The organism is Mesorhizobium sp. CNPSo 4684 (assembly GCF_057784315.1).
This window is the reverse complement of the sequence record NZ_JBWLUX010000007.1, coordinates 148,375-173,793: the sequence shown is the minus strand read 5'-3', so window position 1 is coordinate 173,793 and position 25,419 is coordinate 148,375. Positions and strand designations below refer to the sequence as shown.

The window sequence follows — 25,419 nt, the reverse complement described above, 5'->3', positions numbered from 1 at the left end:
GGTTTCAAACGCCCTTCTGCACCCGGAAGCCTACACATCAGAAGCTGCCGGAAAATGAATTTTTCCGACCCTCCATAGAAACTGGCCCAGCTTTTGCTTGTCAAGGAAAATGCTGGCAAAAGGCCTCTACCGGGGCGTTATCTCACGCAAAATCGGAGAAAAAGGCCCTACGGGGCGGCAAAAATCGCCTCAGGAAACAAATTTCACGCTCAGAGCGTGAAACCCTCGCCGAGATAAAGCCGCCGCACATCGGGGTTTGCCACCACCTGGTCGGCGCGGCCATGCGTCAGCACCTGGCCGGCATGGATGATATAGGCGCGGTCGATGAGGCCGAGCGTTTCGCGCACATTGTGGTCGGTGATGAGCACGCCGATGCCGCGCGCCGTCAGATGGCGCACCAGCTGCTGGATGTCGGCGACCGCAATCGGGTCGATGCCGGCGAAAGGCTCGTCGAGCAGCATGTAGGCCGGCCGCGTCGCCAGGGCGCGGGCGATTTCCAGGCGCCGCCGCTCGCCGCCGGACAGCGACATGGACGGCGACTTGCGCAGATGACTGATGTGGAATTCCTCGAGCAGTTCGTCGAGATTGCGCTCGCGCACCTTGCGGTCCTTCTCGACCACCTCGAGCACGGCGCGAATATTCTGCTCGACATTGAGGCCGCGGAAGATCGACGCTTCCTGCGGCAGATAGCCGATGCCGAGCCGGGCGCGGCGATACATCGGCATCGAGGTGACGTCGAAACCGTCGATCTCGATGGTGCCTTCGTCGACCGGCACCAGGCCGGTGACCATGTAGAAACAAGTGGTCTTGCCGGCGCCGTTGGGGCCGAGCAGCCCGACAGCCTCGCCGGCGCGCACGCCGATGGTGACGCCGCTGACCACCTTGCGGCCCTTGTAGCTCTTGGTCAGACCCTTGGCGATCAGGGTGCCCTTGAACTTCGCGGAATCGACGGTGACTGTGGCCGGGGCAGCAAGTTTGCTGGCCGCCCGTCCCGGAAGGCGGGTCAGCAGCGAAGATACGCCAGTCATTCGGGCTTCGGCGCCTCAGATTTCGGCGGCGGCGTCATCGACATGATGACTCGCCCGCCGCAGCCATCGACCTGAGCCAGGCCGCTTTTCATCTGCACGGTGAGCTTGCAGCCCTTGAGCACATTGGGGCCTTGGGACAGCACGACTTCATTGCCCGACAGGACGAGCACCTGCGTCTTCATGTCGAACGTGGCGTTGTCGCCGGTGGCGATCTGGTCATTCGACTTGATGTAGACTTTGTTCTTGACCACCAGGTGATCGATGTTGGCCGAGCCGGTCATCGCCGAAGCGCCGGCGGCCGCACCCTTGGCGGCGTTGGGGTCCTTGACGTAGTAGACTTCCATACTGCCGGCCTTGAGCAGCGTCGGCCCTTGCGTGACGGTGACGTTGCCGCTGAACAGCGCCATGCTGTCGGCCTGGCGGACCTCGAGCTTGTCGCTCTCGATCTGGATCGGCTGGTCGCCCGACAGTTTGAGCCCGGATTGGCTGCTGGCGCTGGACTGAGCCCAGGACGGCGCCACACCCAGCAACAGCAAGGCCGAAGCTGCGGTGACAAGCCGTGCCGAATTACTGGGACGCATTCGATTCTCCGCTCTTTGCCTCTGCCGCCTTCATAGTGGCCGGATCGATGTGAACGCTTACCTTATTTTCGAAAACGACAACGTTGCCATTTTCTTCGACGGACATCGACCCCGCCGTGATCCGCGAGCCGTTGCGGCTGACATCGACCGGATCACCTGTCTTCATAGAGCCTTTGCCCATGTCGAGGAAGACCGATTTGAACGTGGCAGCGACGCCGTCGGTGGTGGTGACGGTGACGTCGCTGGTCATGTCCATCGTGTTGGCGTTGCGGTTATAGATGCCGCGCTTGGCATCGACGACCGCCACATTGTCCGCCGTCAGCGGCAGTTTGGCATGGATGCCTTCGAGTTGGATCATGTCCTGCTTGCCGACGTCCTGGATGGCGCGCAGCGCCGTCAGCGAATAGGGCAGCTTCTGCTTGGTGAAGCCGTTGAGCTTGGGATTGGCCATCACCAGCTTGCCGTCGGCAAAGGCGGTGCCGTCGGCCTGTATCGAGACCGAGACCGGCGCCGCAAGATAGGAATAGACCGGAAACGCAACCGCGATTCCAGCGGCAAGCACCGGCACTGCGAATTTCAGCACGCGCACGCGGCGCGAATGGCGCTGGGCGCGGTCGAAGGCGTCCCCGCGCGTGCCCGCTGGCGCCGTGGGCGCCAAGGCCGCATCGGCGTTGGTCGGTTCGTTCGATCGAGCTAGCATGACTGACTTCTAATAAACCCTTGCCCGCCAAAACACCTGCCATAGGTGGGTTGCCGGCCCCCGCAAGCAAGCACAAGCGGAGGAAAACCGCAAAAATGTGACGGCCGTTGTTTTTGCAAACGGAAATCAGGCGTCACAATTTCGGCACTTCATAGCAGAAACGAAGGCGCTGCGTCATTTTTTCCTGAAATGCCGCCATTGGCGCGGTCGCTTCGTCGCAGGCCCGTGAGGAAGAGGTAGCCGGGCGCGGACGCTTGCTTTAAAAGCATCGCTTCCCACCGACTATGAGGCAGACCATGGCACTGAGAGCCGACGACCTGATCGACCGCCGCCGCTTGCGGCGCAAGCTGACCTTCTGGCGCGGCGCGGCCATTGCCATCGTGGCGCTCGGGGTGATTGCACTTGCAAGCTGGTTCTATGGCGAAGATCTCGGCGGCTCCTCGGTCAACCATATCGCCAAGGTCAGGATCGAAGGCACCATCACCGAGGACGAGGAACTGATCAAGCGACTGGAAACCATCCGCACATCCTCGCAGGTCAAGGGCGTCATTCTGGCTATCGATTCGCCCGGCGGCACCACGGTCGGAGGCGAATCGATCTACGAGGAGGTGCGCAAGCTCGCCGCCGACAAGCCGGTGGTTGCCGAGGTCGGCACGCTGGCCGCATCGGCCGGCTACATGATCGCCAGCGCCAGCGACCACATCGTCGCCCGTAAGACCTCGATCGTCGGCTCGATCGGCGTGCTGATCCAATATCCCGATGTCAGCGGCCTGATGGACAAGGTCGGCATCAAGCTCGAAGAGGTGAAATCCTCGCCGCTGAAGGCCGCGCCCTCGCCCTTCAAGCCGACCAATGAAGACGAGCGCGCCATGGTCCGCAAGCTCATCCTCGACAGCTATGACTGGTTCGTCGGCATCGTCGCCGAGCGCCGCAAGATGACCCGCGACCAGGCATTGGCGCTCGCCGACGGGTCGATCTTCACCGGCCGCCAGGGTCTCGCCAACGGTCTGATCGACGCCGTCGGCGGCGAAAGCGTGGCCATCGACTGGCTGGCGACCAAGGGTGTCGACGCCAAGCTCAAGGTGGTGGAATGGAAGGACACCGAACGGCGCGGCAGCTTCCTGTTCTCGAAAGCAATAGCGCGCAACGTCGGCAGCGCGCTCGGTCTGTCGGAGACCGGAAGCGACGTTCTTCACGAAATCGGCGCCGATCGCTTGTTTCTTGACGGTCTCGTTTCCGTCTGGCACCCTTGATCTGCCGTTTGGGGCGAGTAAAAAAACAAATAAAATCATCCTGATAATTTGACCGCAGCGCTTTCACGGGGACCTTTCTGATGATCAAATCCGAGCTTGTGCAGATCATTGCCACGCGCAACCCGCATCTTTTCCTGCGCGACGTCGAAAACATCGTGGGGGCGATATTCGACGAGATCACTGATGCCCTTGCGGAAGGCAACCGGGTCGAGTTGCGCGGCTTTGGCGCTTTTTCGGTGAAAAACCGCCCTGCCCGCACCGGCCGCAACCCGCGCACCGGCGAATCCGTCGAAGTCGAGGAGAAGTGGGTGCCGTTCTTCAAGACCGGCAAGGAATTGCGTGAACGGCTGAACGGCGGCAAATAAGCGCGGACTTGACGCGTCGGCCTTCTCAAGGCCTGCCTTTCCCAAGGAATCTCTATGTTCAACCGCTTCATACTTATCGTGGTCTTCGTGCCGCTGGCCGTCATCCTGATTGCACTGGCCGTCGCAAACCGCGAGCTCGTCGCCTTCACGCTCGATCCGTTCAACCCGGGCAATCCGAAGCTGACGCTGAACTTGCCGCTGTTTATCTTCCTGTTCGTGGCACTGGCCATCGGCATGGTCGTCGGCAGCCTGGCGACCTGGGTCAAGCAGGGCCGCTACCGCAAGCTGGCGCGCCAGCGCGGCGTCGAGGCCGAGAATTTGCGCCAGGCGGTCAGCCGCGTGCCGGCCGCGCCGCAAGGTTCTGCCCCGGGGACGGCGCTGCCGAAGCCAACGGCCTGAAGCCGGCGCTTTTACCTTCGCGGAGTTTTGCATGCTGACCATTTCGGCCGACGCTGTCGACCAGGCGCTGAGCTTTCCCGGACTGGTCGAGACACTGCGCGTGGCCTTCCGCGAGGGTGCTGTGCAGCCCGTCCGCCATCACCACGCGGTCGAGCGGCCCGATGGTGCCACGTCGACGCTGCTTTTGATGCCGGCCTGGACCGACTTCCATGCCGCCGGCACATCGGCGGGCGGTCATATCGGCGTCAAGATCGTAACCGTATCGCCCGACAACAACGCCATCGGCAAACCGGCTGTCATGGGGCTCTACCTCTTGCTCAACGGCGCCACCGGCGAGCCCGAGGCGCTGATCGACGGCCAGCGGCTGACGCAGTGGCGCACCGCTTGCGCCTCGGCGCTCGCCGCCTCCTATCTCGCCCGCGAGGACGCCTCACGGCTTCTGGTGGTCGGCGCCGGCGCGCTGTCGCCATTCCTGGCCAAGGCGCATTCGGCGGTTCGGCCGATCAAGACCATCCGCATCTGGAACCGCACGCCGGCCAATGCCGAAAAGGTTGCGGCCGATTTGCGCGAGGAAGGTTTCAACGCTGAAGCCGTTAGCGATCTCGACGCCGAGCTTGCTCAGGCCGACATCGTCTCATCGGCGACCATCACGACGACGCCGCTCGTCAAGGGCGCGCTCTTGAAACCGGGCGCGCATGTCGATCTGGTCGGCGGCTTCACGCCGACCATGCGCGAAAGCGATGACGATGCGATCACGCGCGCCCGCATCTATGTCGACACCCGCGCCGGCGCCACCAAGGAAGCCGGTGACATCGTCCAGCCGCTCGCCTCCGGCGTGTTGAAATCGGAAGCCATCGTCGCCGATCTGCATGAACTGGCGCGCGGTGAAAAACAGGGCCGGCAGAGCCCCGGTGAGATCACGCTGTTCAAGTCTGTCGGCGCGGCGCTCGAGGACCTCGCCGCCGGCATTGCCGTCTACAACGCCCTCAAGCCGTAGCGTCGGCCGGCGCTACGGCGCCAGCCTTGCGATCGAATTTCCGGATTGCTTCCGCGCTGACCGGAGTGAAGAAGTTCACCAGATTGCCATCGGGATCGCGCAGCAGCAGCGATCTGTTACCCCATGGCATTGTCGTCGGCGTCTGTACGAAGCCGCCGATGATTTTCGCCAGCCTGCCGTACTCCGCATCGACGTCGCTGACGCGAAACTCGATGATCGCCGATCGATTGGCGGCCGGCTGCGCCACATCCGTTCCGAACAGGGCCAGAGTGCGTGTGCTGCCGATCGCCAGCGTGCAGGAGAGCGTTGCCAGCTCGGCGAAATCGTCGGTGAACCAGGTTGCGCTAAGCCCGGTGATCGTCTCGTAGAATGCCACCAGAGGTTTGATCTGGTCGGTGATGATGCGGATCGAGACGAAGTCCATACTATTCTCCTTGGGGAGGTGCGGCGGATCAGGTGGCGATGCGCTTGTCGCACAAGACTGCTGACAGCTTGGCGTCAGCAGCCTTGTCACCATGGCCGTGCCAATCCGGGGCGCTGAAGACCTAGGCTGCCTTCGTGGTTTCGGCGCCCATCGCCTCGGCGATCAGCGAGAAATCATGCGCGGTGATTTCGAACAGGCCAAAGCGCAGCTGGTAGCCCCAGTTCGACTTGCCCTTGGTGTAGTCGAGTTGTTCGAGCAGCGGCTTGATCGGCGCTTCGTCCGCCTTGGCCCATGCGACATCCCTACGAAATGGTGTGAAACCGGCGCCCATGTCGCCCTGGTAAGGTTCGCCTTCACGCACGGTGCCGATCGCCGTGAAGGCCTGCAGGTGGTCCTTCTCGCGCAGAATTGTGGTCGGCGAGTAGTAGACGATGCCGTCGCCTGGCTTGATGCGGCGCAGCGGTGCCGCCTTGCCGTGATTGACCTGCATGAAGCCGGCCTCACGGCCGCGCCGCACATGCTCGGCGGAAGCCACCGCGATCCAATGGGCACTCATCCCTGTTCTCCGTCGTTCAGCCAATAGACACGCAGCCGGTGGTTGTCGGGATCGAGCGCAACGAAGGTGCGGCCGAAATCCATGTCGGTCGGTGTTTGCAGGATGGCCAGGCCGCGCCCTGCCCAGTCCTTATGGGCGGCGTCCACCGCATCAGCCCGGTCCGACGCGAAGACGAGTTCCGCACCACCACCCGCTGCGGCGGCCGACGGCTCCACGGTGTGACGCGACCACAGGCCGAGCTTGAACCCATTGTCGAGCACGAACAGCACAAAGGTTGGCGCTGCCTCCACCGGCTGGCGCCCAAACAGCGCGCTGTAAAAGGCACCGCTCCGCTCCGGGCTGTCGACATAGAGGATGACGAAATTAGGGGTGTTCATGCCTGCTCTCCAGGGTTTCGATTGGAGGAGCATAGGCGGCCCCACTGTCAGATTCTGGCAGCAGTGATTCGCCAACTCGTAAAAGGAAGCATCACGCGTCAGTTTGGCGCTTTGGCGCATCCAACGTCACGCGCCATTCCTTCAGCAGCGCCTGCCGGCGGCGCGGATAGCGGCTGTCGGTGGCGTTGAGAGCGGACATGCGATCAGCTCGAAAGTGGCGGAAATCCTGGCGCGTCTCGCACCAGGCGACCATCACCCGCACCTTGTCGAAGAAGCCGATCGCAAACGGCCAGACCATGCGCTGCGAAGCGGCGCCACCGGCGTCGCGATAGATAAAGCCGAGTTTTCGCTCATTGCGGATCGCCTGGCGAACAAGTCCAAGATCGATACCTTCGACGGCATCGCCGCGCGGCCCGACCAGCAGTGTGTTTGCATCGAGGTCCTCGCGCAGATCGTCCGGCAGCACCGCGGCAACCTTGGCCAGCGCGTCGGCCGCCGCGGCCGAGAGACGCTTGTCCGGTTGTCTGGCAACCCAACGCGATCCGAGCACAATGGCCTCGATCTCCTCGTCGGTGAACATCAGCGGCGGCAGCATGAAGCCGGGCTTCAGCACATAGCCCAGCCCCGCCTCGCCCTCGATCGGCGCGCCTTGCCCCTGCAGCGTGGCGATGTCGCGATAGAGCGTGCGGATCGACACATTCATCTCGCCGGCAAGCGTGCGGCCGCTGACCGGCCGGCGATACCGGCGCAGAATCTGGATCAGGTCGAGCAGGCGTTCGGAACGGGACATCGCCCAGATTTGCCTGTTTCCTCAGGCGAGGTCCACTACCTCGGACATTCGTATGTTGGACCATTTTGTTTGCGCAGCCGGTGACCCTATGTCAAAAGCGGCCTGCCGCCTCCGGAGACGTTCCTGCTTGAAGTCTTTTCGCGACAAACGCCGCGACAACCGTCCGCCCGCAAAGGGCAGGGCCGAACACGCGCGGCCGCAGCCAGCCGCTACGCCAATCCGACCGGAAGCCAAGCGCCACGAAACAAAACCGGACGACCGGTTTGATCCGAAGCCGGCGCCGCGCCTGCTTGCGCGTCGCGACGGCGCCCTCCCCGCCGAACGCCTGCCGGTGATCCTCGAAGTAGCGCCCAACCAGGATTATGCGCTGCTCGACAGTGGCGCCGGCGAAAAACTCGAACAATACGGCCCCTACCGCATCGTACGGCCCGAAGGCCAGGCGATCTGGCAAAAGGCCTTGCCGGCAAGGGACTGGGACCGCGCCGACGCCATCTTCACCGGCGACACCGACGAGGAGGGCATCGGCCGCTGGCGTTTTCCGAAAATGCCGCTTGGCGAGACCTGGCCGATGAAGCATGACGGCATCGATTATCTCGGCCGCTTCACCTCGTTTCGCCACGTCGGCGTCTTCCCCGAGCAGGCCTCGCACTGGGACCATATGGCCAGCCTGATCGCGGCGGCGAAGCGCCCGGTCAAGGTCCTGAACCTGTTCGGCTACACCGGGCTCGCTTCTCTCGTAGCAGCCCGAGCCGGCGCCGAAGTCACCCATGTCGATGCCTCGAAGAAGGCGATCGGCTGGGCCCGCGAAAACCAGGAAATGGCCGGCCTCGGCAGCAAGCCGATCCGCTGGATCGTCGACGACGCGGTGAAATTCGCCGAGCGCGAGGAGCGCCGCGGCAGCCGCTACGACATCATCCTGTTCGACCCGCCCGCCTATGGTCGCGGCCCCAAGGGCGAGGTCTGGCAATTGTTCGAGGACCTGCCTGGCCTGACCGACCTTTGCCGCGCGATCCTGACGCCGAAGCCGCTGGCGGTGGTGCTGACCGCCTATTCGATCCGCGCCTCCTTCTTCGCCATCCACGCCCTGATGCGCGATACATTTGCCGGCATGGGCGGCACGGTTGAATCAGGTGAACTGATCATCCGCGAGCAATCCGCCGGCCGGGCGCTGTCGACATCGCTGTTTTCGCGCTGGGTGGCCTGAATGCCCGGGGGACCTGAATGCCCGGGAGTCATGGATGAATGAGCGGCACGCCGGCGCGCCGGGTCAGGTGAAGGAAGTCACCAGCCTCGCCAACCCGCTGATCAAGGACATCAAGGCGCTCGCGCAGAAGAAATTCCGCGACCAGCAGAATGCCTTCATGGCCGAAGGGCTGAAGCTGGTCATCGACGCGCTCGACCTCGGCTGGTCGATCAAGACGCTGGTCTTCGCCAAGGCCGGTCGTGGCAATGCGGCGGTCGAAAAGGTAGCGGCGCGCACGGTTGCCGCCGGCGGCACCGTGCTCGAAGTGTCGGAAAAGGTGCTGGTCGCCATCACCCGCCGCGACAATCCGCAAATGGTGGTCGGCGTCTTCCAGCAGAAACTTCTGCCGTTGAAGGACATCCGCGCCCACGACGGCGATGTCTGGGTGGCGCTCGACCGGGTGCGCGACCCCGGCAATCTCGGCACCATCATCCGCACCGTCGATGCTGTCGGCGCCAAAGGAGTCATCCTGGTCGGCGAGACCACCGATCCTTTCTCCGTCGAAACCGTGCGCGCCACCATGGGCTCGATCTTCGCTGTGCCGGTAACCAGGGCCACGTCCGAAGCGTTCCTGGCCTGGCGAAACAGCTTCTCAGGCCTTGTCGTCGGTACCCATCTCAAGGGTGCGGTTGATTACCGCTCGGTCGATTTCTCCAGGGGGCCGGTGCTGCTGATGATGGGCAACGAACAGCAGGGCCTGCCCGACAATCTGGCCGAAAGCTGCGACCGGCTGCTCCGGATTCCGCAGGCCGGCCGCGCCGATTCACTCAACCTTGCCGTCGCCACCGGCGTCATGCTGTTCGAGATCCGGCGCGGCGCCCTGAAGCTTGCTCCCGAGGACGCTAAATCGTGAAATCATGGTCCCCCTATGCGCTGCTGGTGGTAGCGGCAATCGCGCTCGACCAATGGATTAAGCATCTGGTCGAAACCGGCCTCGCTTTCCAGGAAAAGCTCGATCTGGTGCCGTTCCTGGCGCTCTACCGCACCTACAACACCGGCATTGCCTTTTCGATGTTCTCGTCCGTCGGCGACACCGGCCTGGTCGTCATTGCCGTTCTCGTCGTCGCCTTCGTGCTTTATCTGGCGACTCGCACCCCGGCTGGCCATGTGCTGGCCCGCATCGGCTTTGCGCTGATCATCGGTGGGGCGCTCGGCAATCTGATCGACCGCGCCGTCTACGGCCACGTCATCGATTACATACTGTTCCACACGCCGGTATGGTCCTTCGCTGTCTTCAACCTCGCCGACGCCTGCATTTCGGTCGGCGCCGTGCTGATCGTCTTCGACGAACTCATCGGCTGGCGGCGTCAGGCGAAGCCGCAAGGTCCGGACGCTTGACCAATTGACCTCGCCGGACGGTCGCCGCACACTCCGGCCAGCCTTTGCCTGACCGAGGAGAAAAAATGTCCGAGACCTTCAATGCCATCCTCGTTTCGCGCGATGCCGACAAGAAGCAGTCGGTCGAAATCGTCGATCTCGGCGAAACCGATCTGATGGAAGGCGATGTCACCGTCGCGGTCGAGGCAACGACCGTCAATTACAAGGATGGGCTGGCGATCACCGGCAAGGCGCCGGTGATCCGCCGCTGGCCGCTGGTGCCGGGGATCGACTTCGCCGGCACCGTTCTCTCGTCGTCGCATGCCGACTGGCGCAAGGGTGACAAGGTCATCCTCAACGGCTGGGGTGTCGGCGAAACGCATTTCGGCGCCTATGCCGGGCGCGCCCGTGTCAAGGGCGACTGGCTGGTGCCGTTGCCCGACGGCATCAGCGCCCACGATGCGATGGCGGTCGGCACCGCCGGCTATACGGCGATGCTGTGCGTCATGGCGCTGGAGCGGCACGGCATCCTGCCCGACCGCGGCCCGGTGGTGGTGACGGGTGCGGCCGGCGGCGTCGGCTCGGTCGCGGTCTCGATCCTGTCCAGCCTCGGCTACCATGTCATCGCTTCGACGGGCCGCAACGCCGAAAGCCCCTATCTGATCGACCTCGGTGCCGCCGAAGTGATTTCGCGCGACGAGCTGTCCCAGCCGGCCAAGCCGCTGGCCAAGGAACGCTGGGCCGGCGGCATCGATGCCGTCGGCAGCCACACGCTTGCCAATGTGCTGTCGATGACCGCCTATGGCGGCGCGGTCGCCGCTTGCGGCCTGGCCGGCGGCATGGATCTGCCGTCGAGCGTCGCACCCTTCATCCTGCGTGGCGTCTCGTTGCTTGGCATCGATTCGGTGATGGCGCCCAAGGCGGTGCGCCTGGAAACCTGGCGCCGGATCGGCACCGATCTCGACCTCAAGAAACTTGCCGGCCTGTCGACGACAATCGGCTTCGACGGCATCATCGCCGCCGCCCACGACATCGTCGACGGCAAGATCAGGGGCCGCGTGGTCGTGGATATGTGAGCTCCCGAAGCATGATCCCGAAAAGTGGAATCCGGTTTTCGGAAAAGATCATGAGATGCGGAAAACCGCCAAAAATGCATGACCGCTAAAATTCGAACGATCCGCCGCGCTTTTCCATAATCTCTATCTGGCAAGGATTTCCGCATGATCGCGGAGTCCGCCAGGAAAGAGAAGAACCGTGCCGAAAGCATCGACCGGCCGAGCCCGGCGACGCCGAAGCGGCAGCATGTTGTCCCACCGCCGCTGGCGCCGGATTTTCCGCGCGCCACGCACGAGGGCCTGCTGTTCTTGACCGTGGTCGCCAGTGTCGTGCTGGCGGGCCTGTCCCACCTCACCGGCGCGCCGATCTTCATCACGCTCGGCCTGCTGGCGACCGGCCTTGGCGGCGTCGCCATGCACCTGCGCAACCGCCACACCGTCCACCGCGCGACCGCCCTGCTCGACGAAACCGCAGCCCGCAGCCGCGCCGAGATCGAGACGCTGGCCGACCGCATGTGGGAGATGCAGGAGAGCGAGGAGCGCTTTCGCGGGCTGATCGATGCGCTCGGCGACCTCGTCGTCCACCGCGACCGCGACGGCCACATCGTCTATGCCAACAAGGTTTTCGCCAGCCTCGTCGGAACCGATCAGCGCGATCTTGCAGGCAGGACGCTGGCAGACCTCGGCATCGATGTCGGGGTCGTTCCCGACGCCGCCTTTTCGGATCACGAATGCCTGAGTTCCACCGACGTCTCCATCCGCACGCCTAACGGTCCGCGCTGGTTTTCGTGGATCGAACTGTCGGTGCGCGACAAGGACAGCGGCGCCGTTTCGCACCGGGCGATTGCCCGCGACATCACCGCCCGCAAACGTGCCGAATCCTCGCTCATCACCGCGCGGGAGCGCGCCGAATATGCCAGCCAGGCCAAGTCGCGCTTCCTCGCCACCGTCAGCCATGAGATCCGCACGCCGATGAACGGCATCATGGGCATGGCCAAGCTACTGGCCGACACCAATCTGTCGCCGGAGCAGCGCACCTATGTCGCCGCCGTCTCGACCTCGGCCAGCGCCCTTTTGGCGCTCATCGAGGACCTGCTCGATTATTCCAAGATCGAAGCCGGTCGCTTCGACCCGGAGCCGCAGCCGACATCTTTGCGCGAGATTGCCGACAACATCATTGAACTGATGGCGGCGAAAGCCTTCGCCAAGAACATCGGCCTCGGCTGTCATGTCGAGCCCGACGTGCCGCAGATGATCATGGCCGATCCGGGAAGAGTGAGGCAGGTTCTGCTCAACCTCATCGGCAACGCGATCAAGTTCACCGACACCGGCGGCGTGTTGGTCTCGGTCGCGCGGGCCCGCACCGAGACCAGCGACCGCATCTGCTTCACCGTCGCCGACACCGGCCCTGGCCTGCGCGAAGAGGACATGGAGCGCATCTTCGAGGAATTCGAACAGTCCGACGGCACCTCGACCCGCACCCATGGCGGCGCCGGCCTCGGCCTTGCCATATCGAGGCGCCTGGCGACGGCCATGGGCGGCGCCATTTCGGTGTCGAGCCGGCTTGGCGAGGGATCTGAATTCGTCTTCGAAATCCCGGCCACAGGGGCGACCGAAGCGCCGCAGAACCGGCAGAATATCCTCGTCGGCCGGCGCGCCGTCATCGTGTCGAAGAACGCTGTAGAGGCTGATGCTATCGCCCGTGCCATCCGCGCCCATGGCGGCGCCGTCGATGTGGCCGCGACCGCTTCCCAGGCGACGCCTTTCGCCGAACATTGCGACGCGCTGTTGATCGACGCCGCCATGGAAGACAGCGACGGCAGGCTGCTCAAGCGCCTGCGCCAGAGCGGCTTTGCCGATTGCGAGGCGATCACGCTGATCGCGCCGACCGACCGCGGCATGCTTGGCGAATTCCGCGCCAGCGGCTACGCCACCTTCCTGGCAAGGCCGGTGCGCGGCGAAACGCTGATGCGCGTGCTGTTGACCAGCCATGCCCCTGCTTTGCCCCTGCCCACGAAGCCGGAAAAAAGCGGGGCGTCGTCGCATCGGGCTGTTGGCGGGCGCCAGCAGGGCCTGTCGGTGCTGATCGCCGAAGACAACGACATCAACGCCATGCTGGCCCGCGCCACGCTTTTGAAGGCAGGGCATCGGGTCAAAGTCGTCGGCAACGGCAAGGCCGCGGTCGAGGCAATCACCGAAGCCGGGCTGAAACACCGTTTCGACGTGGTGCTGATGGATCTGCACATGCCGGTTATGGACGGGCTGGACGCAATCGCGGCCATCCGCCGCCACGAGGAAGAAATGGCCGTGCCGCCGGTTCCGATCATGGTGCTTTCGGCCGACAGCCAGGAAAAGACCCGCCACACAGTGCTTGCCCATGGCGCCAGCGGTTTCGTCACCAAGCCGCTGGACCCCGACGCGCTGGTCCATGCCGTCGAAGGCCAGGTGGCCGCCTGAGGCCGCCCCAACGTGCTCTTTGCCGTCACGTAAGGTAGCCGGTTGAGGGTTTTCGCCAGCCGACGAAGTATTGCCCGCTGCGCCGTATCACGGTACTGTCACAATCCTGTTGCACCTACACCGTATCCCCGTGCCAAGAGGGATGGCTCGAAGGAGAATCACTCGTGCATACAGTTATGCCGGAATGTGACACTCGGCCCAACGCAGGCGGTGCTTTGCTCGCCGCGCGTAACGCCGATGCCGTCGCAACAGGCGCACCGCTGGGCCGGATCGGTAATCTCGAAGTGCGGCTTGCCCGCAACGAAGCCGAGGTCGCTGCCGCGCAGGAAGTGCGCTACCGGGTATTTTATGACGAGCTTGGCGCCAGGAAGGACCTGTTCCAGGCACAGGATCGGCGCGACGCCGACCGTTTCGACCCGCTCTGCGACCATCTGCTGGTGCTGGACACCTCGATTTCCGGACCCGAGCATCGCCGCATCGTCGGCACTTATCGGCTGCTGCGGCAAGAAATCGCAGCGACCGCCGGCGGCTTCTATTCCGAAGGCGAGTTCGAGCTGACAAAGCTGATTGCCCGTCATCCCGGGCAGCGCTTCCTTGAGCTCGGCCGCTCCTGCGTTCTTAAGGAATACCGCTCCAAGCGCACCATCGAGGCGCTGTGGCAAGGCATCTGGGCCTATATCAAGCACTATGAGATCGGTGTGATGACCGGCTGTGCCTCGTTCCACGGCACGGTGCCGGCGGCGCATGCCGAGGCGCTTACCTATCTTGCCCATCACTGCCGCACCAACTCAGCCTGGGATGTGCGGGCTGTGTCCGGGCGCTATTGCTCGATGGACCTGATGCCGATCGAGGCGGTAAACGCCAAGGCGGCGATCGCGGCCATGCCGCCGCTGGTCAAGGGCTATCTGCGCGTCGGCGCCCGCATCGGCGACGGCTGCGTCATCGACCGCGAATTCTCTACCGTCGATGTGTTCGTGGTGATGCCGGTCAAGGAAATCGGCGCCCGCTATGTCAACTATTATGGCGGCGAAGCGCAGCGCTTTGCGGCGTGAGGCAGTAGGCAGTAGGCAGTAGGCAGTAGTGAAGGCTGCCGGGGTTCGTGACTACTGACTATTCCCTACTCACTAATCCCTACTCACTTCCCCCTTACGGAATATCCTCCGGCCGCCGTCCCGGCCGGCTCTTGTAGGACGGAAACGTCCAGCCGAATTTGAGCGCGCCGCCACGCACCAGGAAAGCCGCGACAAAGCCGGCAAGGTCCGAGGCGAGCGGCGGCAAGCCGATAAGATCGCCAAGCGTGTAGAGGCCGGCGCCCGCCAGCGCCGCGCTGACGTAGATTTCGGGCCTCAGCAGCACCGACGGCTCGCCGGCCAGCAGATCGCGCAGGATGCCGCCGAATGTGGCGGTCAGCACGCCCATAATGACGGAGACGACCGGAGAACCGGTGATCGCCAGCCCCTTGGCCGCGCCCATCACCGAAAAGGCCGCCAATCCGATGGCATCGAGCCAGAGCAGCCATTTCCAGCGGGATTCGACGCGGTGGGCAATGAAGAAGACCAGCACCGCAACCGCCGCGCAGATCAGCACATAGCCTGAGTTGCCGACCCAAAAGACGGGCAGGTTGAGGATGACGTCGCGCAGTGTGCCGCCGCCGATGCCGGTGACGCTGGCCAGGAACAGGAAGCCGATAATGTCGAGCTGCTTGCGCGAGGCGGCCAGCGCCCCGGTCGCCGCAAAGACGGCGACGCCAGCATAGTCGAGGAGGTCGATGGCGCTCAAGGGCATGAGGCAGGGATTAGGCAGTAGGGATTGGAATTAGGAAGTATCAATAACACGAAGCCGGGCGATTGATACGGCCCCCACTGCCTACTGCCTACTGCCTACTGCCTATTCCCTACTCACGCATCCTTCTCGGCCTGCTCGTTCACCGGGCCTGGTTCGACAGGCGCCTCGGCTGCCGCGATCTTGGGGCCGCCCTTGGCGACACCGACCATGGCGGGCCGCAGCACGCGCTCGCCGATCGAATAGCCCGGCTGCACGACCTGGACCACGGTGTTGGCCGGCACATCGGGATTGGGCACCTCGAACATCGCCTGGTGGAAATTCGGGTCGAACTTCTCGCCTTCCGGCTCAAGCTTCTTCACCCCGTGCCGCTCCAGCGCCGACAGCATGGCGCGCTCGGTGATCTCGACGCCGTCGATCAGCGCCTTGAAGCCGGCATCTCCGGCTGCCTTGGCCTCGGCCGGGATGGCATCGAGCGCGCGGCGCAGATTGTCCGACACCGACAGCATGTCGCGGGCAAAATTGGCCACCGCATAGGCGCGCGCGTCATGCACGTCGCGGGCGGTGCGGCGGCGCAGATTCTCCATCTCGGCCGCGACGCGCAGCGCGCGGTCCTTCAGTTCCTCGTTTTCCTTCAGCAGCCGCACCAGCGCTTCATAGTCGCCGTCGATGCCGCCTTGCGTGCGCTCGGCCTCGGCCGTTTCAATATCCTCGGGCGCGCATTCGTCTTTTGCCTGGTCGCTCATCGCCGTTTCCCGTCATTCGAATGGTTTGGATTTGCGCCCGATATCGAGGTTTGGCGGTCAAAAATCAAGGGGCAAGCAATGCTTGGGGCCGTTCGGAGGACCTTGGCACGGATCGCGAAGGTCTTTCGAAATTAATTCAAATTTTACCGTGATTGCCGGCTTTGCTTGCCAATACCCCGCTATGGGGGAACCATTCCGTGGCTGGAGGAGTTTCGAAGCCAACACAGGATTTTGGGACAATGACAGGCAACAAGGGCGACAGGAGCGAAGAGCTCGCCGCCGATATCAAGCGCCAGTTCGGCACCGAGGCAACGAAGCGCTTCCTGCGTAGCTTGCCGGCATTCCGAACCGAGGCCGACATTCCGCAGCATTTTCGGGACCTGCTCGACCGTCTGGACGGCATAGAAGCCAGCGTGGCAGGCGGCCAACGCCGGCAATAGCGACGCAATCGCGCGACAATTACGCGCAGTAATTTTGCGTGAGCTGTGCCTTGCGGCAGCGGCAAGCCCCGCCTATGCTTCCTGATGAACATGATTTCCCCCGAGACGGCCGCCAACAGCAAGCGCGCCTGGTTGAAGATACTGGCGCGCTACAAGAAGCCTGACCGGCGGCGCAGTACCCTAGAACTGGCCATCACCCTCATCCCTTTCGCCACGCTGTGGGCGCTCTCTTCGGCCGCCTATTCCTACGGCCACTGGTGGGGCCTGATCCTCATCCTTCCCGCCGCCGGCTTTCTGGTGCGGATCTTCATGATCCAGCACGATTGCGGCCACGGCTCCTTCTTCGCGAACCGCACCGCCGACGACTGGATCGGCCGCGCGCTCGGCGTGCTGACGCTGACGCCTTATGATTGCTGGCGGCGCGCCCACGCGGTGCACCATGCCAGCGCCGGCAATCTTGATGAACGCGGCATGGGCGACATCCGCACGCTGACCTTGGCCGAGTACCGGCGCCTGTCATGGCGCGGGCGCCTTGCCTATCGTCTTTACCGCCATCCGCTGGTGATGTTCGGCCTCGGGCCGATCTGGCTGTTCATTTTCGAACAAAGGCTGCCGATCGGCATGATGCGCGGCGGGTTGACGCCCTGGGTGTCGTCGATGACGACAAACTTGGCCATTGCGATTGCCGCAGCGCTCCTCATCTGGTGGATCGGCCCCGGCGCTTTCCTGGTCGTCCATCTGCCCATCGTTGTCCTCGCCGGTTCCGCCGGCATCTGGCTGTTCTACGTCCAGCACCAGTTCGAGGAGACGGAATGGGCGAAGGACGAAGAGTGGGAGTTCCAGCATGCCGCGTTGCACGGCTCGTCCTATTACGACCTGCCGGCGGTGCTGAACTGGTTCACCGGCAATATCGGCGTCCACCACGTCCACCATCTCTCGGCCAAGGTGCCGGGCTACCGGCTGCAGGAAGTGCTGCGCGATTATCCGGAACTGCGCGGCATCGGCCGCGTCACGCTGCTCGACAGCCTGCGCTGCGTCAAACTGGCGCTGTGGGACGAACAGCGCCGCAAGCTGATCTCGTTTCGCGAAGCGCGGGCTATGGCCTGAAGTAATCCACCGCGCCAGAGGCGCGGCGGGATTTTATCCAAAAGCTGCTCAGGCGGCCTTGCGCTCGTCGCGCATCAGCGCCTTGCCATCGCGGATCTCGGTGCCGAGCACCTTCAGGCATTCGCGCATGAAGGCGGCAAGGCCGGGCCAGCCCTTGGCCGACACCAGATTGCCGTCGACATGGGCGCCGGTCGGCGCGACATCGATGTAGATGCCGCCTGCCAGCGTCACCTCCGGCTCGCAATACTGCAGCGCCGCGACTTCCCGGCCGCGCACCACGCCGTCGACCGCGATCAGGATCTGCACGCCATGGCAGATGGTGAAGATCGGCTTGCCGGTCTCGTGGAAATGCCTGACCAACGCCTGCACCCTTTTGTCGATGCGGATATATTCGGGACCACGCCCGCCGGCGGCATAGACGGCATCATATTGCGCCGGATCGACCTCGGAAAACGTCTTGTTCAGGATGTAATCGTGGCCGAGCTTTTCGGTGTAGGTCTGGTGGCCCTCGAAATCATGCAGCGAGGTCTTCAATATATCGCCGGCCTTCTTGTCGGGACAAACGACGTGGACGGTGTGGCCAACCGCATGCATGGCCTGTTCAAAGACGAAAATCTCATACTCCTCGCTGAACTCGCCAACGAGCATCAATATCTTCTTGCCTGCCATGCCGGTCTCCTCCCTTGCTGGCCATTATTTCGGATCACGAAATAATGGCCCTATCCTAAGGGCAGGCTCGCGAAAGGAAAAGCCCAAATCGCACAATTGGTCTGACCAGATTGAGTTCGCTAGACATGAGTTGGACGGCACATCAGCGCATCCAGCGAGAAACGGCAAAGTTGGTCCGACCACGAGGCGAGAAATCAGGCAGCGGCCCTGATCATATCAGTCGCCTTTTCGGCGATCATGATGGTCGGCGCATTGGTATTGCCGCCGATCAGTGTCGGCATCACCGAGGCGTCGACGACCCGCAGCCCCTGTAGCCCGCGCACCTTAAGCTGCGGATCGACGACGGCCATCGCATCGACACCCATCTTGCAGGTGCCGACGGGGTGATAGATCGTGTCGGCGCGAGCGCGGATATGCGCCATCAGCTCGGCATCGCTGGAAACGCCGGCGGTATAGATCTCCCTGTCACGGTACTTTGCCAACGCCGGCGCCTCCAATATGCCGCGCATCATTCTGGCACCCTTGAGCAGCAGGTCACCGTCCCTTTCGTCGGATAGAAAGCGCGGATCGATGCGCGGCGGCGCCAGCGGGTCCGGGCTCGACAGCCCGACCTCGCCGCGCGAATGCGGCCGAAGCACGCAGACATGGCAGGAAAAGCCGTAGCCCAGATGCAGCTTGCGGCCATGATCGTCGACGATGGCGATGCAGAAATGCAGCTGCAGATCGGGCCTGTCGATCGCCGGATCGGATTTGAGGAAAGCGCCACCTTCCGCATAGGGCGTGGCGATCATGCCGGTGCCGTTTCTGCGCCAGCGCAGCATGTGCCTAACGAGGCCAGGCAGACCGCGCAGGCCGATGCCCATCATGTCGGCATCCTTCGATGTCCACGCCAGGATGAAATCGAGATGGTCCTGCAGGTTCTTGCCGACACCGGGCAGCTCATGGGCAACGACAATGCCGTGCGCGGCAAGCTCGTCGGCCGGACCGATGCCGGACAACAGCAGGAGCTGCGGTGAACCGAAAGCGCCGCCGCAGACGATGACCTCGCGCCTGGCCTTGGCCACGGCCTCGCTGTTGCCCTTGCGGTACCGAACCCCGGTGGCACGCTTGCCGTCGAGCACAATGCCGGTGGCATGCGCGCCCGTGATCACGGTGATGTTCGGCCGGCTCATTGCCGGATGCAGATAGGCGGCGGCTGCCGAGCAGCGTTCGCCATTTCGGTCCCCACCCCAGAATTGCGTGACCTGATAAAGCCCCGCCCCTTCCTGTTCCTGCCCGTTGAAATCGTCATTGCGGCGGATCTGGTTTTCGCCACAAGCCTCGACAAAGGCGCGCGCGATCGGGCGCGGCTCCTGCTGTTCGCCGACCCTGAGCGGCCCGTCGCCGCCATGCAGCGCGTCGGCGCCGCGCTGATTGCCTTCGGCGCGCTTGAAATAGGGCAGCACCTCGTTCCACGACCAGCCCTGACAACCGAGGCCGGCCCATTCGTCATAGTCGCCACGGTGGCCGCGCGTGTAGAGCATGGCATTGATGGCGCTGGAGCCACCGAGCGCCTTGCCGCGCGGCTGGTAGCCCTTGCGACCGCCGAGCCCCTGCTGCGGCACCGTCTGCAATCCCCAATTGTTGATCTTCGGCCGGCCGGGCAGCAGCGCGATGATGCCTGCGGGCGCCCGGATGAGCAGATTCCTGCCCTCGCCGCCGGCTTCGATCAGGCAGACGGTTTTCGACGCATCTTCCGAGAGCCGTGCGGCAAGCGTGCAGCCGGCGGACCCGCCACCGGCAATGACATAGTCGAAATCCATGGCTTCCTCCCTGGCGTCCCGCGGATGTTTCCGTCTGGACAGCCAAGAGAAGGCTTGATTTCAGCCGATGTAAAGGCGGGTGGAATTACCGCCGCGTCAGCTGTTGCGAACGCGCCGCCAGGAGTATTTCGGCCCCTTCGGCTCAGAGGCTTCGGTCGGCTGATAATACAGCCCGAGCCCGCCGATACGGCCTTCTTCAAGTCGTTTCAACAGCACCGGGTTCGATATTTCGAACTCGTCGAAGCCGAGCCGCAGCATGTGCGGCAGCTGGTCGACGAGGACCTGCCCGGTGGCGCGGACGGCGCCCTCGAACTGGTAACGGCTGCGCAGCAGCTCACCCTTGGAGAAGGAGCGGCCGTCGTTGAAGGCTGGAAAGGCCAAGGCCACCAGCGACAGCTGGTCGAGCAGATCGGCGATCTTCTCCAGCTGGTCGCCTGGCTGCAGCACCACGCCAAGCCGCTCCTTTGCCGAGCGCCGCACCTCCGCATCAAGGCCGAGAAACGCCTGCAGTGGCAGGATAAAGCGGCCGTTGCCCGTCAGCGCGTCAGCACTTTCGGCATGCGCCCACTCGTCCTCGCGAAAACCCGTCGGGGTCCAGAGCCGGGTCTCCGCTATCGTCTGTTCAGTCATCAGAAATTCCTAAAGCTCCAAAAATCGAAAGTCCGCTAAAAGCCAGTCCAAACGAAACCGGCGGCCTCCGAGTGGAAGCCGCCGTTTGCAGGCCAGCCTCACCTGAATATCTACATAGCCTAAAGGGAAGCGTCGGTCAGCGACTTCTCCAACCCGGAGAGGTGAATGCCGCACTCGGTCTTGGCATGACCGGCCCAGCGGCCGCTGCGCGCATCCTCGCCCGGCTGCACCGGCTGCGTGCACGGGAAGCAACCGATCGACAGATAACCATAAGCGACCAGCGGATTTTCGCGCAGCGCATGCGCGCGCATATAGTCGGCCTGGTCGGATGTCGTCCAATGCGCCAGCGGGTTGATGCGCACGCGTGGGCCGACCGCCTCGAACACCGGCAATGCCGCCCGCGTCGAGGCCTGGAAGCGCTTGCGGCCGGTGAACCAGGCACGGAAGGGCGCCACGCCCCGCGCCAGCGGCTCGACCTTGCGCACGTCGCAGCAGGCATCGGTGTTGCTCTGGTGCAGATTGCCGGTCGGATCGATCCGTTCGAGCGCTGCCTCTTCCGGCTTGATCACCCTGATGTTGGTCAGCCCGAAATCGGCGGCGAGTGCGTCGCGATAGCCGAGCGTTTCCTCGAAATGCTTGCCGGTATCGAGGAAGATGACCGGCAACGTGCGATCGACCTTGGCGATCATGTGCAACAGCACCGCCGAATCCGCGCCGAAGGACGAGACGGCGGCGATTTCGTCATGAAAGAGCTCGCGGGTCGCGCGTTCGATGATCTCAAGCGGCTTCAGATGTCCGTACAGCGCATCGAAGCCCGCCGCCTTGGCGGCGATGCTGTCATCGACGTCGACGATACGGTCAAGCGGCCTTGGTTTCGCCAGCATAGAGCGCCTCCTTGAACGGCGCGGGACCGACACGGCGGTAGGCGTCGATGAATCTTTCACTGGGACTGAGCCGAAGGCCGAGATAGGTGTCGACGATCTGCTCGATGGCGTCGGTGATCTCTTCCGAGGAAAAGCCGCGGCCGATGATCTCGCCGACCGAGGTGTTCTCGTCGGCCGAGCCGCCAAGTGTCACCTGGTAGAGCTCGGAGCCCTTCTTCTCGACACCGAGAATGCCGATATGGCCGACATGGTGGTGGCCGCAGGCATTGATGCAGCCGGAGATCTTCAGCTTCAGTTCGCCGATCTCGCGCTGCCGCTCGAGCGAGGCGAAGCGAAGCGAAATCTCCTGCGCGATCGGGATCGAGCGCGCCGTCGCCAGCGCGCAATAGTCGAGGCCGGGGCAGGAAATGATATCGCTGATCAGATTGGAATTGGCCGTCGCCAGACCGATATCGACTAGCGCGTCATAGACCGCCTTCAGATCGGCGCGCGCCACGTGCGGCAGGATGAGGTTCTGCTCATGGCTGACGCGCAGCTCGTCGAAGGCGTATTTCTCGGCGATGTCGGCAACCGCTTCCATCTGGCTGTCGGTGGCGTCACCCGGCACCTCGCCGATCCCCTTCAGCGAAATCGTCACCGCCGCATAGTCGGGATGGCGATGCGTCACGACATTCTGGTCGAGCCAGTCCGAGAAGCTCTTGGAATCCAACCGTGCAAGCCTCACCGCCGCGTCGCCTTCCGGCCGATCCACCAGCTGAGGTGGCGCGAAATAGGCATCGATGGCGCGGATGTCGGCCTCCGGCAGTTTCAGCTCGGCGTCCTTCAATTCCTGCCATTCGGCCTCGACCTGGCGGGTGATTTCCTCGACGCCGGTCTCGTGCACCAGAATCTTGATGCGCGCCTTGTACTTGTTGTCGCGGCGGCCATAGAGGTTGTAAACGCGCAGGATCGCCGTGCAGTAGGATAGAAGATCGGCTTCCGGCAGGAAGTCGCGGATCTTCTTCGCCACCATCGGCGTGCGGCCCTGGCCACCGCCGACATAGACCGCAAAGCCAAGCTCGCCGGCGGCGTTCTTCTTCAGGTGCAGGCCGATGTCATGCGTCTGGATGGCGGCGCGGTCGCGCTCGGCCCCGGTCACCGCGATCTTGAATTTTCTGGGCAGGAACGAGAATTCCGGATGCACGGACGACCACTGCCGCAGGATCTCGGCATAGGGGCGTGGATCGGCGACTTCGTCGGCGGCGGCGCCGGCAAAATGATCGGCGGTGACATTGCGGATGCAATTGCCGCTGGTCTGGATGGCGTGCATCTCGACGCTAGCGAGATCGGCCAGGATCGCCGGAATGTCCGACAGCGCCGGCCAGTTGAACTGGATGTTCTGGCGCGTGGTGAAGTGGCCGTAGCCCTTGTCGTATTTGCGCGCGACGTGACCGAGCATGCGCAACTGCTTGCCGTTCAGCGTGCCATAGGGCACCGCGATGCGTAGCATGTAGGCGTGCAGCTGCAGATAGACGCCGTTCATCAGCCTGAGCGGCCGGAACTGGTCCTCGGTGATCTCGCCGGACAGCCGGCGCTCGACCTGGTCGCTGAACTCGGCGACGCGGGCCTGGACAAAATCGTGGTCGAACTCATCGTAACGGTACATGCTTCGTCTTTCAGGGCGCGTCCGCCCGTTGCCTTCCTTGGATTTAAGCGGCTCGTTCCGCTTGCCGGCTCGCTTGCTTGCCGAGATCGGGGTGGATGGTTGGCCCCGCGGCGCGGATTTTTTCGCGCAGCCGCACCGGCTCGACGACGCCATTGACGACCTCAGCGTCGATCAGGTTGACGTCGACCACTTCATTGTCGGCATAGGCCTTGGCGCCGATCGCCTCGAGCCGATCTTCGGCCGCCTTGTCATGGGCGAGATCGGCGTGGTCCACCGTCTCGGCCCAGCCGCCATCGGCGTACCAGACAGCGATGCCGTCGGTGAGGCGGTTTGCGGTCAATATCTTCATGGTTCGACCTCTGCGGCGGCCGCGTTGGCGGCGCTCTCGTGACTATGTGCCGCCAGCGGCTCGGAACGTTCAAAGTTGGCGCCGGCAACCGCGTCGCCGATGATGGTCATCACCGGGCCGGTCAGATCGGCGCGCGCTTCCAGCGACGGCAGGTCGGCCAGCGTGCCATGGAAACGGCGGCGGTTTTGCAGGCTGGCATTCTCGACCACGGCGACCGCCGTGTCCGGCGCCAGGCCGGCCTCGATCAGGCGTCCCGCAACTTCGGCAGCGACCGAGCGGCCCATATAGACGGCAACCGTGGCGCCGGAGATGGCGAGCTTGGCCCAATCCGGCAGCGAATTGCCCTTGAGATCGTGCCCGGTGGTGAACACCATCGAAGAAGACACACCGCGCAGCGTCAGCGGCAGTTCGAAATCGGCGGCGGCGGCGAAGGCGGCGGTGACGCCGGGGACCACGTCATAGGCGATCCCGGCATCGCGGAGTGCTGCCATCTCCTCGCCGGCCCGGCCGAACACCAGCGGATCGCCCGACTTCAGCCGCACGACACGCTTGCCCTGCTTGCCGAGCTCGACAAGCAGCGCGTTGATTTCGGCCTGGCTCTTGGTATGGCATCCTTTGCGTTTTCCTACAGGCAGCCGCTCGGCGTCGCGACGGCCCATGGCGACGATCGCCTCCGGCACCAGCGCGTCATATACGATGACGTCGGCTTCCATCAGTAAGCGATGCGCGCGCATCGTCAAAAGATCCTCGGCGCCGGGCCCAGCGCCAACCAGCGCGATATGGCCCGCGACCGGAGCCTTCGACAGCAACAGATCGACGGCGGCGTCGTGCGCCTGCGACAGCTCGCCGGCTTCGACGGCACGGGCCGGCGCGCCCTGGAAAAAACTGCTCCAGAACTGACGGCGCGCATTGCCTTTCGGCAGCAGCTTTTCGGCAGTGGCACGGAACGAGGCGGCGAGCGTGGCCAGCGGCCCCAACGATGGCGACAGCATGCGGTCGATCCGGCTGCGCAGCATCTGCGCCAGCACTGGGCCAGCGCCTTCCGTGCCGATTGCAATGGCGACCGGCGCACGGTTGACCAGAGCCGGGGTGAAGAAATCGCAGAGCTCCGGCCGGTCGACGGCATTGACCGGAATGCCAAGCCGGCGCGCATCTTCGGCGACGCGGCGGTCGAGCGCCTCATCGCCGCTGGCGGCAAACACCATGACCGCGCCTCCGAGATTCGCGGCATCGTAAGGGGCGGCGATGTGCGTCGCGCCAGTTACTGCGATGAAGCTCAGCAGTTCGGCGTCCGCAACATCGGCGATGATGCGCAGTGTCGCGCTCGACTGATCAAGCAGCCGCGCCTTGGCCAGCGCCTCGCCACCGCCGCCGACGATGGCCACGGCTTCGCCCTCGACCCGCATGAACACCGGGAACGCGTTGAGCTTGGGATTGGCATGCGGCATGACAAACAAGATTCCGGAACAGTTCGGCAGTTTTACGCGCGGACGTGAAAAAGCTGAAGGAACCCACTCGCGCATCCCCTGACGGGAGGCAATCGGTTTTCCGCAAGCATAAAGGCGAAGAGAAAAATATTCCACATCCGCGTATCCAGCGGATTCAGGCTGCTGGTGCAGGCCTTGTTCTGCGGCTCTTTTATCCGTCAGCCAGCCAAGTCGCAAAATTGTTTTTTCTAAATTCTACTAATTCAGTAGATTAAAGCCGTCGGTGGTACAGCCCTTCGCTGAGGCCGTTGAGTTGCCGCAGGCAGGGGCAGGTGCTGGCCCCCCGTCGAACAGTGGAACGTTCCCGCTCCGCCACGCGTTCTGACCTTGCCGATG

28 protein-coding genes are annotated in these 25,419 nt (G+C 63.8%); 12 read left to right on the top strand and 16 right to left on the bottom strand.

The annotated features are described in order from the left end of the window. Positions 1–209: 209 nt before the first annotated feature. The 3 genes from lptB to lptC are packed head-to-tail and all read right to left on the bottom strand — an operon-like array spanning position 210 to position 2,309. Positions 210–1,028, bottom strand: coding sequence for an LPS export ABC transporter ATP-binding protein (gene lptB / locus AC04SG_RS08575; RefSeq protein WP_112562685.1), 819 nt, complete (start codon positions 1,026–1,028; stop codon positions 210–212). Continuing rightward, positions 1,025–1,609 carry an LptA/OstA family protein gene (locus AC04SG_RS08570; protein ID WP_488550677.1) on the bottom strand — a complete coding sequence of 195 codons (585 nt, stop codon included), beginning with the start codon at positions 1,607–1,609 and terminating at the stop codon, positions 1,025–1,027. The genes lptB and AC04SG_RS08570 overlap by 4 nt, the downstream gene beginning before the upstream one ends. Beyond that, positions 1,596–2,309 (bottom strand): LPS export ABC transporter periplasmic protein LptC, encoded by a 714-nt coding sequence (gene lptC, locus AC04SG_RS08565; protein ID WP_488550676.1) that lies wholly within the window; start codon positions 2,307–2,309, stop codon positions 1,596–1,598. The genes AC04SG_RS08570 and lptC overlap by 14 nt, the downstream gene beginning before the upstream one ends. 296 nt (positions 2,310–2,605) lie before the next feature. On the opposite strand from lptC, the gene sppA reads away from it, so the two are divergent. From sppA to lhpI, 4 genes are all read left to right on the top strand, one after another. Then, positions 2,606–3,562, top strand: coding sequence for a signal peptide peptidase SppA (gene sppA / locus AC04SG_RS08560; RefSeq protein ID WP_488550675.1), 957 nt, complete (start codon positions 2,606–2,608; stop codon positions 3,560–3,562). A gap of 80 nt (positions 3,563–3,642) precedes the next feature. Beyond that, positions 3,643–3,927, top strand: coding sequence for an integration host factor subunit beta (locus AC04SG_RS08555; RefSeq protein WP_006200394.1), 285 nt, complete (start codon positions 3,643–3,645; stop codon positions 3,925–3,927). 54 nt (positions 3,928–3,981) lie between these two features. After that, positions 3,982–4,326: a lipopolysaccharide assembly protein LapA domain-containing protein gene (locus tag AC04SG_RS08550; protein WP_112562691.1), complete on the top strand. Its 345-nt coding sequence runs from the start codon at positions 3,982–3,984 to the stop codon at positions 4,324–4,326. A 31-nt stretch (positions 4,327–4,357) separates the two neighbouring features. Beyond that, complete coding sequence (gene lhpI, locus AC04SG_RS08545; protein ID WP_488550674.1) at positions 4,358–5,323, top strand: bifunctional Delta(1)-pyrroline-2-carboxylate/Delta(1)-piperideine-2-carboxylate reductase; 966 nt, start codon at positions 4,358–4,360, stop codon at positions 5,321–5,323. Here lhpI and AC04SG_RS08540 read toward each other — a convergent pair. The 4 genes from AC04SG_RS08540 to AC04SG_RS08525 all read right to left on the bottom strand — a co-directional run bounded on the left by AC04SG_RS08540 (position 5,313) and on the right by AC04SG_RS08525 (position 7,470). After that, positions 5,313–5,747 (bottom strand): VOC family protein, encoded by a 435-nt coding sequence (locus tag AC04SG_RS08540; RefSeq protein WP_488550673.1) that lies wholly within the window; start codon positions 5,745–5,747, stop codon positions 5,313–5,315. The genes lhpI and AC04SG_RS08540 overlap by 11 nt on opposite strands. A gap of 121 nt (positions 5,748–5,868) precedes the next feature. After that, positions 5,869–6,303, bottom strand: coding sequence for an EVE domain-containing protein (locus tag AC04SG_RS08535; RefSeq protein WP_488550672.1), 435 nt, complete (start codon positions 6,301–6,303; stop codon positions 5,869–5,871). Further along, entirely contained in the window at positions 6,300–6,680 is a 381-nt protein-coding gene (locus tag AC04SG_RS08530) for a VOC family protein (RefSeq protein WP_488550671.1), read from the bottom strand. Before AC04SG_RS08530 ends, AC04SG_RS08535 begins: the two co-directional genes overlap by 4 nt. A 91-nt stretch (positions 6,681–6,771) precedes the next feature. Continuing rightward, a complete protein-coding gene (locus AC04SG_RS08525; RefSeq protein ID WP_488550670.1) occupies positions 6,772–7,470 on the bottom strand; it encodes a helix-turn-helix transcriptional regulator in 699 nt (232 codons plus the stop codon). A gap of 127 nt (positions 7,471–7,597) precedes the next feature. Here AC04SG_RS08525 and AC04SG_RS08520 point away from each other — a divergent pair, with 127 nt between their 5' ends. From AC04SG_RS08520 to olsB, 6 genes are all read left to right on the top strand, one after another. After that, positions 7,598–8,674 carry an RsmD family RNA methyltransferase gene (locus AC04SG_RS08520; RefSeq protein ID WP_488550669.1) on the top strand — a complete coding sequence of 359 codons (1,077 nt, stop codon included), beginning with the start codon at positions 7,598–7,600 and terminating at the stop codon, positions 8,672–8,674. Between the two features lie 34 nt (positions 8,675–8,708). Beyond that, complete coding sequence (locus AC04SG_RS08515) at positions 8,709–9,566, top strand: TrmH family RNA methyltransferase (RefSeq protein ID WP_488550668.1); 858 nt, start codon at positions 8,709–8,711, stop codon at positions 9,564–9,566. Then, positions 9,563–10,051, top strand: coding sequence for a signal peptidase II (gene lspA, locus AC04SG_RS08510; RefSeq protein WP_488550667.1), 489 nt, complete (start codon positions 9,563–9,565; stop codon positions 10,049–10,051). Before AC04SG_RS08515 ends, lspA begins: the two co-directional genes overlap by 4 nt. A 65-nt stretch (positions 10,052–10,116) precedes the next feature. Beyond that, positions 10,117–11,106 carry an acrylyl-CoA reductase (NADPH) gene (acuI, locus tag AC04SG_RS08505; protein ID WP_488550666.1) on the top strand — a complete coding sequence of 330 codons (990 nt, stop codon included), beginning with the start codon at positions 10,117–10,119 and terminating at the stop codon, positions 11,104–11,106. 144 nt (positions 11,107–11,250) lie between these two features. Continuing rightward, positions 11,251–13,542 (top strand): response regulator, encoded by a 2,292-nt coding sequence (locus tag AC04SG_RS08500; RefSeq protein WP_488550665.1) that lies wholly within the window; start codon positions 11,251–11,253, stop codon positions 13,540–13,542. A 176-nt stretch (positions 13,543–13,718) separates the two neighbouring features. Further along, entirely contained in the window at positions 13,719–14,594 is an 876-nt protein-coding gene (olsB, locus tag AC04SG_RS08495; protein ID WP_488550709.1) for a l-ornithine N(alpha)-acyltransferase, read from the top strand. A 94-nt stretch (positions 14,595–14,688) separates the two neighbouring features. Here the strand turns inward: olsB and AC04SG_RS08490 are convergent, their stop codons facing one another. Both AC04SG_RS08490 and grpE read right to left on the bottom strand, forming a co-directional pair. Then, positions 14,689–15,327, bottom strand: a complete 639-nt coding sequence (locus AC04SG_RS08490; RefSeq protein WP_488550664.1) for a trimeric intracellular cation channel family protein — start codon at positions 15,325–15,327, stop codon at positions 14,689–14,691. Positions 15,328–15,440: 113 nt separating this feature from the next. Further along, positions 15,441–16,070, bottom strand: a complete 630-nt coding sequence (grpE, locus tag AC04SG_RS08485; protein ID WP_488550663.1) for a nucleotide exchange factor GrpE — start codon at positions 16,068–16,070, stop codon at positions 15,441–15,443. 239 nt (positions 16,071–16,309) lie between these two features. Between grpE and AC04SG_RS08480 the strand changes: the two genes are divergently transcribed. Both AC04SG_RS08480 and AC04SG_RS08475 read left to right on the top strand, forming a co-directional pair. Then, positions 16,310–16,510: a hypothetical protein gene (locus tag AC04SG_RS08480; protein WP_488550662.1), complete on the top strand. Its 201-nt coding sequence runs from the start codon at positions 16,310–16,312 to the stop codon at positions 16,508–16,510. A gap of 84 nt (positions 16,511–16,594) precedes the next feature. Then, the gene (locus AC04SG_RS08475; protein ID WP_488550661.1) at positions 16,595–17,617 is read left to right on the top strand and encodes a fatty acid desaturase; all 1,023 of its coding nucleotides are present in this window, start codon (positions 16,595–16,597) and stop codon (positions 17,615–17,617) included. Positions 17,618–17,665: 48 nt separating this feature from the next. Here AC04SG_RS08475 and AC04SG_RS08470 read toward each other — a convergent pair whose 3' ends face one another. The 7 genes from AC04SG_RS08470 to cysG all read right to left on the bottom strand — a co-directional run bounded on the left by AC04SG_RS08470 (position 17,666) and on the right by cysG (position 25,044). Further along, complete coding sequence (locus tag AC04SG_RS08470) at positions 17,666–18,286, bottom strand: DJ-1/PfpI family protein (RefSeq protein WP_142868981.1); 621 nt, start codon at positions 18,284–18,286, stop codon at positions 17,666–17,668. Positions 18,287–18,480: 194 nt separating this feature from the next. Further along, on the bottom strand, positions 18,481–20,088 hold the full coding sequence (locus AC04SG_RS08465; RefSeq protein WP_488550660.1) for a GMC family oxidoreductase: 1,608 nt from the start codon (positions 20,086–20,088) through the stop codon (positions 18,481–18,483). Positions 20,089–20,184: 96 nt separating this feature from the next. Further along, positions 20,185–20,718, bottom strand: a complete 534-nt coding sequence (locus AC04SG_RS08460; RefSeq protein WP_488550659.1) for a DUF934 domain-containing protein — start codon at positions 20,716–20,718, stop codon at positions 20,185–20,187. Positions 20,719–20,837: 119 nt separating this feature from the next. After that, a complete protein-coding gene (locus AC04SG_RS08455; protein WP_192259174.1) occupies positions 20,838–21,602 on the bottom strand; it encodes a phosphoadenylyl-sulfate reductase in 765 nt (254 codons plus the stop codon). Continuing rightward, positions 21,577–23,247, bottom strand: a complete 1,671-nt coding sequence (locus tag AC04SG_RS08450; protein ID WP_488550658.1) for a nitrite/sulfite reductase — start codon at positions 23,245–23,247, stop codon at positions 21,577–21,579. The genes AC04SG_RS08455 and AC04SG_RS08450 overlap by 26 nt, the downstream gene beginning before the upstream one ends. Before the next feature lie 43 nt (positions 23,248–23,290). Further along, positions 23,291–23,596: a DUF2849 domain-containing protein gene (locus tag AC04SG_RS08445; RefSeq protein WP_192259176.1), complete on the bottom strand. Its 306-nt coding sequence runs from the start codon at positions 23,594–23,596 to the stop codon at positions 23,291–23,293. Further along, entirely contained in the window at positions 23,593–25,044 is a 1,452-nt protein-coding gene (cysG, locus tag AC04SG_RS08440) for a siroheme synthase CysG (RefSeq protein WP_488550657.1), read from the bottom strand. Before cysG ends, AC04SG_RS08445 begins: the two co-directional genes overlap by 4 nt. Positions 25,045–25,419 lie beyond the last annotated feature (375 nt).

Excerpts from the sequence above, each read along its gene's own strand:
- AC04SG_RS08470 (WP_142868981.1), bottom strand. The coding sequence starts at position 18,286 with ATGGCAGGCAAGAAGATATTGATGCTCGTTGGCGAGTTCAGCGAGGAG.
- AC04SG_RS08445 (WP_192259176.1), bottom strand. The coding sequence starts at position 23,596 with ATGAAGATATTGACCGCAAACCGCCTCACCGACGGCATCGCTGTCTGG.
- AC04SG_RS08455 (WP_192259174.1), bottom strand. The coding sequence starts at position 21,602 with ATGCTGGCGAAACCAAGGCCGCTTGACCGTATCGTCGACGTCGATGAC.
- acuI (WP_488550666.1), top strand. The coding sequence starts at position 10,117 with ATGTCCGAGACCTTCAATGCCATCCTCGTTTCGCGCGATGCCGACAAG.
- AC04SG_RS08570 (WP_488550677.1), bottom strand. The coding sequence starts at position 1,609 with ATGCGTCCCAGTAATTCGGCACGGCTTGTCACCGCAGCTTCGGCCTTG.
- AC04SG_RS08540 (WP_488550673.1), bottom strand. The coding sequence starts at position 5,747 with ATGGACTTCGTCTCGATCCGCATCATCACCGACCAGATCAAACCTCTG.
- lptC (WP_488550676.1), bottom strand. The coding sequence starts at position 2,309 with ATGCTAGCTCGATCGAACGAACCGACCAACGCCGATGCGGCCTTGGCG.
- AC04SG_RS08500 (WP_488550665.1), top strand. The coding sequence starts at position 11,251 with ATGATCGCGGAGTCCGCCAGGAAAGAGAAGAACCGTGCCGAAAGCATC.
- sppA (WP_488550675.1), top strand. The coding sequence starts at position 2,606 with ATGGCACTGAGAGCCGACGACCTGATCGACCGCCGCCGCTTGCGGCGC.
- AC04SG_RS08460 (WP_488550659.1), bottom strand. The coding sequence starts at position 20,718 with ATGACTGAACAGACGATAGCGGAGACCCGGCTCTGGACCCCGACGGGT.
- lptB (WP_112562685.1), bottom strand. The coding sequence starts at position 1,028 with ATGACTGGCGTATCTTCGCTGCTGACCCGCCTTCCGGGACGGGCGGCC.
- AC04SG_RS08530 (WP_488550671.1), bottom strand. The coding sequence starts at position 6,680 with ATGAACACCCCTAATTTCGTCATCCTCTATGTCGACAGCCCGGAGCGG.
- AC04SG_RS08535 (WP_488550672.1), bottom strand. The coding sequence starts at position 6,303 with ATGAGTGCCCATTGGATCGCGGTGGCTTCCGCCGAGCATGTGCGGCGC.
- AC04SG_RS08525 (WP_488550670.1), bottom strand. The coding sequence starts at position 7,470 with ATGTCCCGTTCCGAACGCCTGCTCGACCTGATCCAGATTCTGCGCCGG.
- AC04SG_RS08475 (WP_488550661.1), top strand. The coding sequence starts at position 16,595 with ATGAACATGATTTCCCCCGAGACGGCCGCCAACAGCAAGCGCGCCTGG.
- AC04SG_RS08450 (WP_488550658.1), bottom strand. The coding sequence starts at position 23,247 with ATGTACCGTTACGATGAGTTCGACCACGATTTTGTCCAGGCCCGCGTC.
- AC04SG_RS08550 (WP_112562691.1), top strand. The coding sequence starts at position 3,982 with ATGTTCAACCGCTTCATACTTATCGTGGTCTTCGTGCCGCTGGCCGTC.
- AC04SG_RS08490 (WP_488550664.1), bottom strand. The coding sequence starts at position 15,327 with ATGCCCTTGAGCGCCATCGACCTCCTCGACTATGCTGGCGTCGCCGTC.
- AC04SG_RS08555 (WP_006200394.1), top strand. The coding sequence starts at position 3,643 with ATGATCAAATCCGAGCTTGTGCAGATCATTGCCACGCGCAACCCGCAT.
- cysG (WP_488550657.1), bottom strand. The coding sequence starts at position 25,044 with ATGCCGCATGCCAATCCCAAGCTCAACGCGTTCCCGGTGTTCATGCGG.
- AC04SG_RS08465 (WP_488550660.1), bottom strand. The coding sequence starts at position 20,088 with ATGGATTTCGACTATGTCATTGCCGGTGGCGGGTCCGCCGGCTGCACG.
- olsB (WP_488550709.1), top strand. The coding sequence starts at position 13,719 with ATGCCGGAATGTGACACTCGGCCCAACGCAGGCGGTGCTTTGCTCGCC.
- lhpI (WP_488550674.1), top strand. The coding sequence starts at position 4,358 with ATGCTGACCATTTCGGCCGACGCTGTCGACCAGGCGCTGAGCTTTCCC.
- AC04SG_RS08515 (WP_488550668.1), top strand. The coding sequence starts at position 8,709 with ATGAATGAGCGGCACGCCGGCGCGCCGGGTCAGGTGAAGGAAGTCACC.
- grpE (WP_488550663.1), bottom strand. The coding sequence starts at position 16,070 with ATGAGCGACCAGGCAAAAGACGAATGCGCGCCCGAGGATATTGAAACG.
- AC04SG_RS08480 (WP_488550662.1), top strand. The coding sequence starts at position 16,310 with ATGACAGGCAACAAGGGCGACAGGAGCGAAGAGCTCGCCGCCGATATC.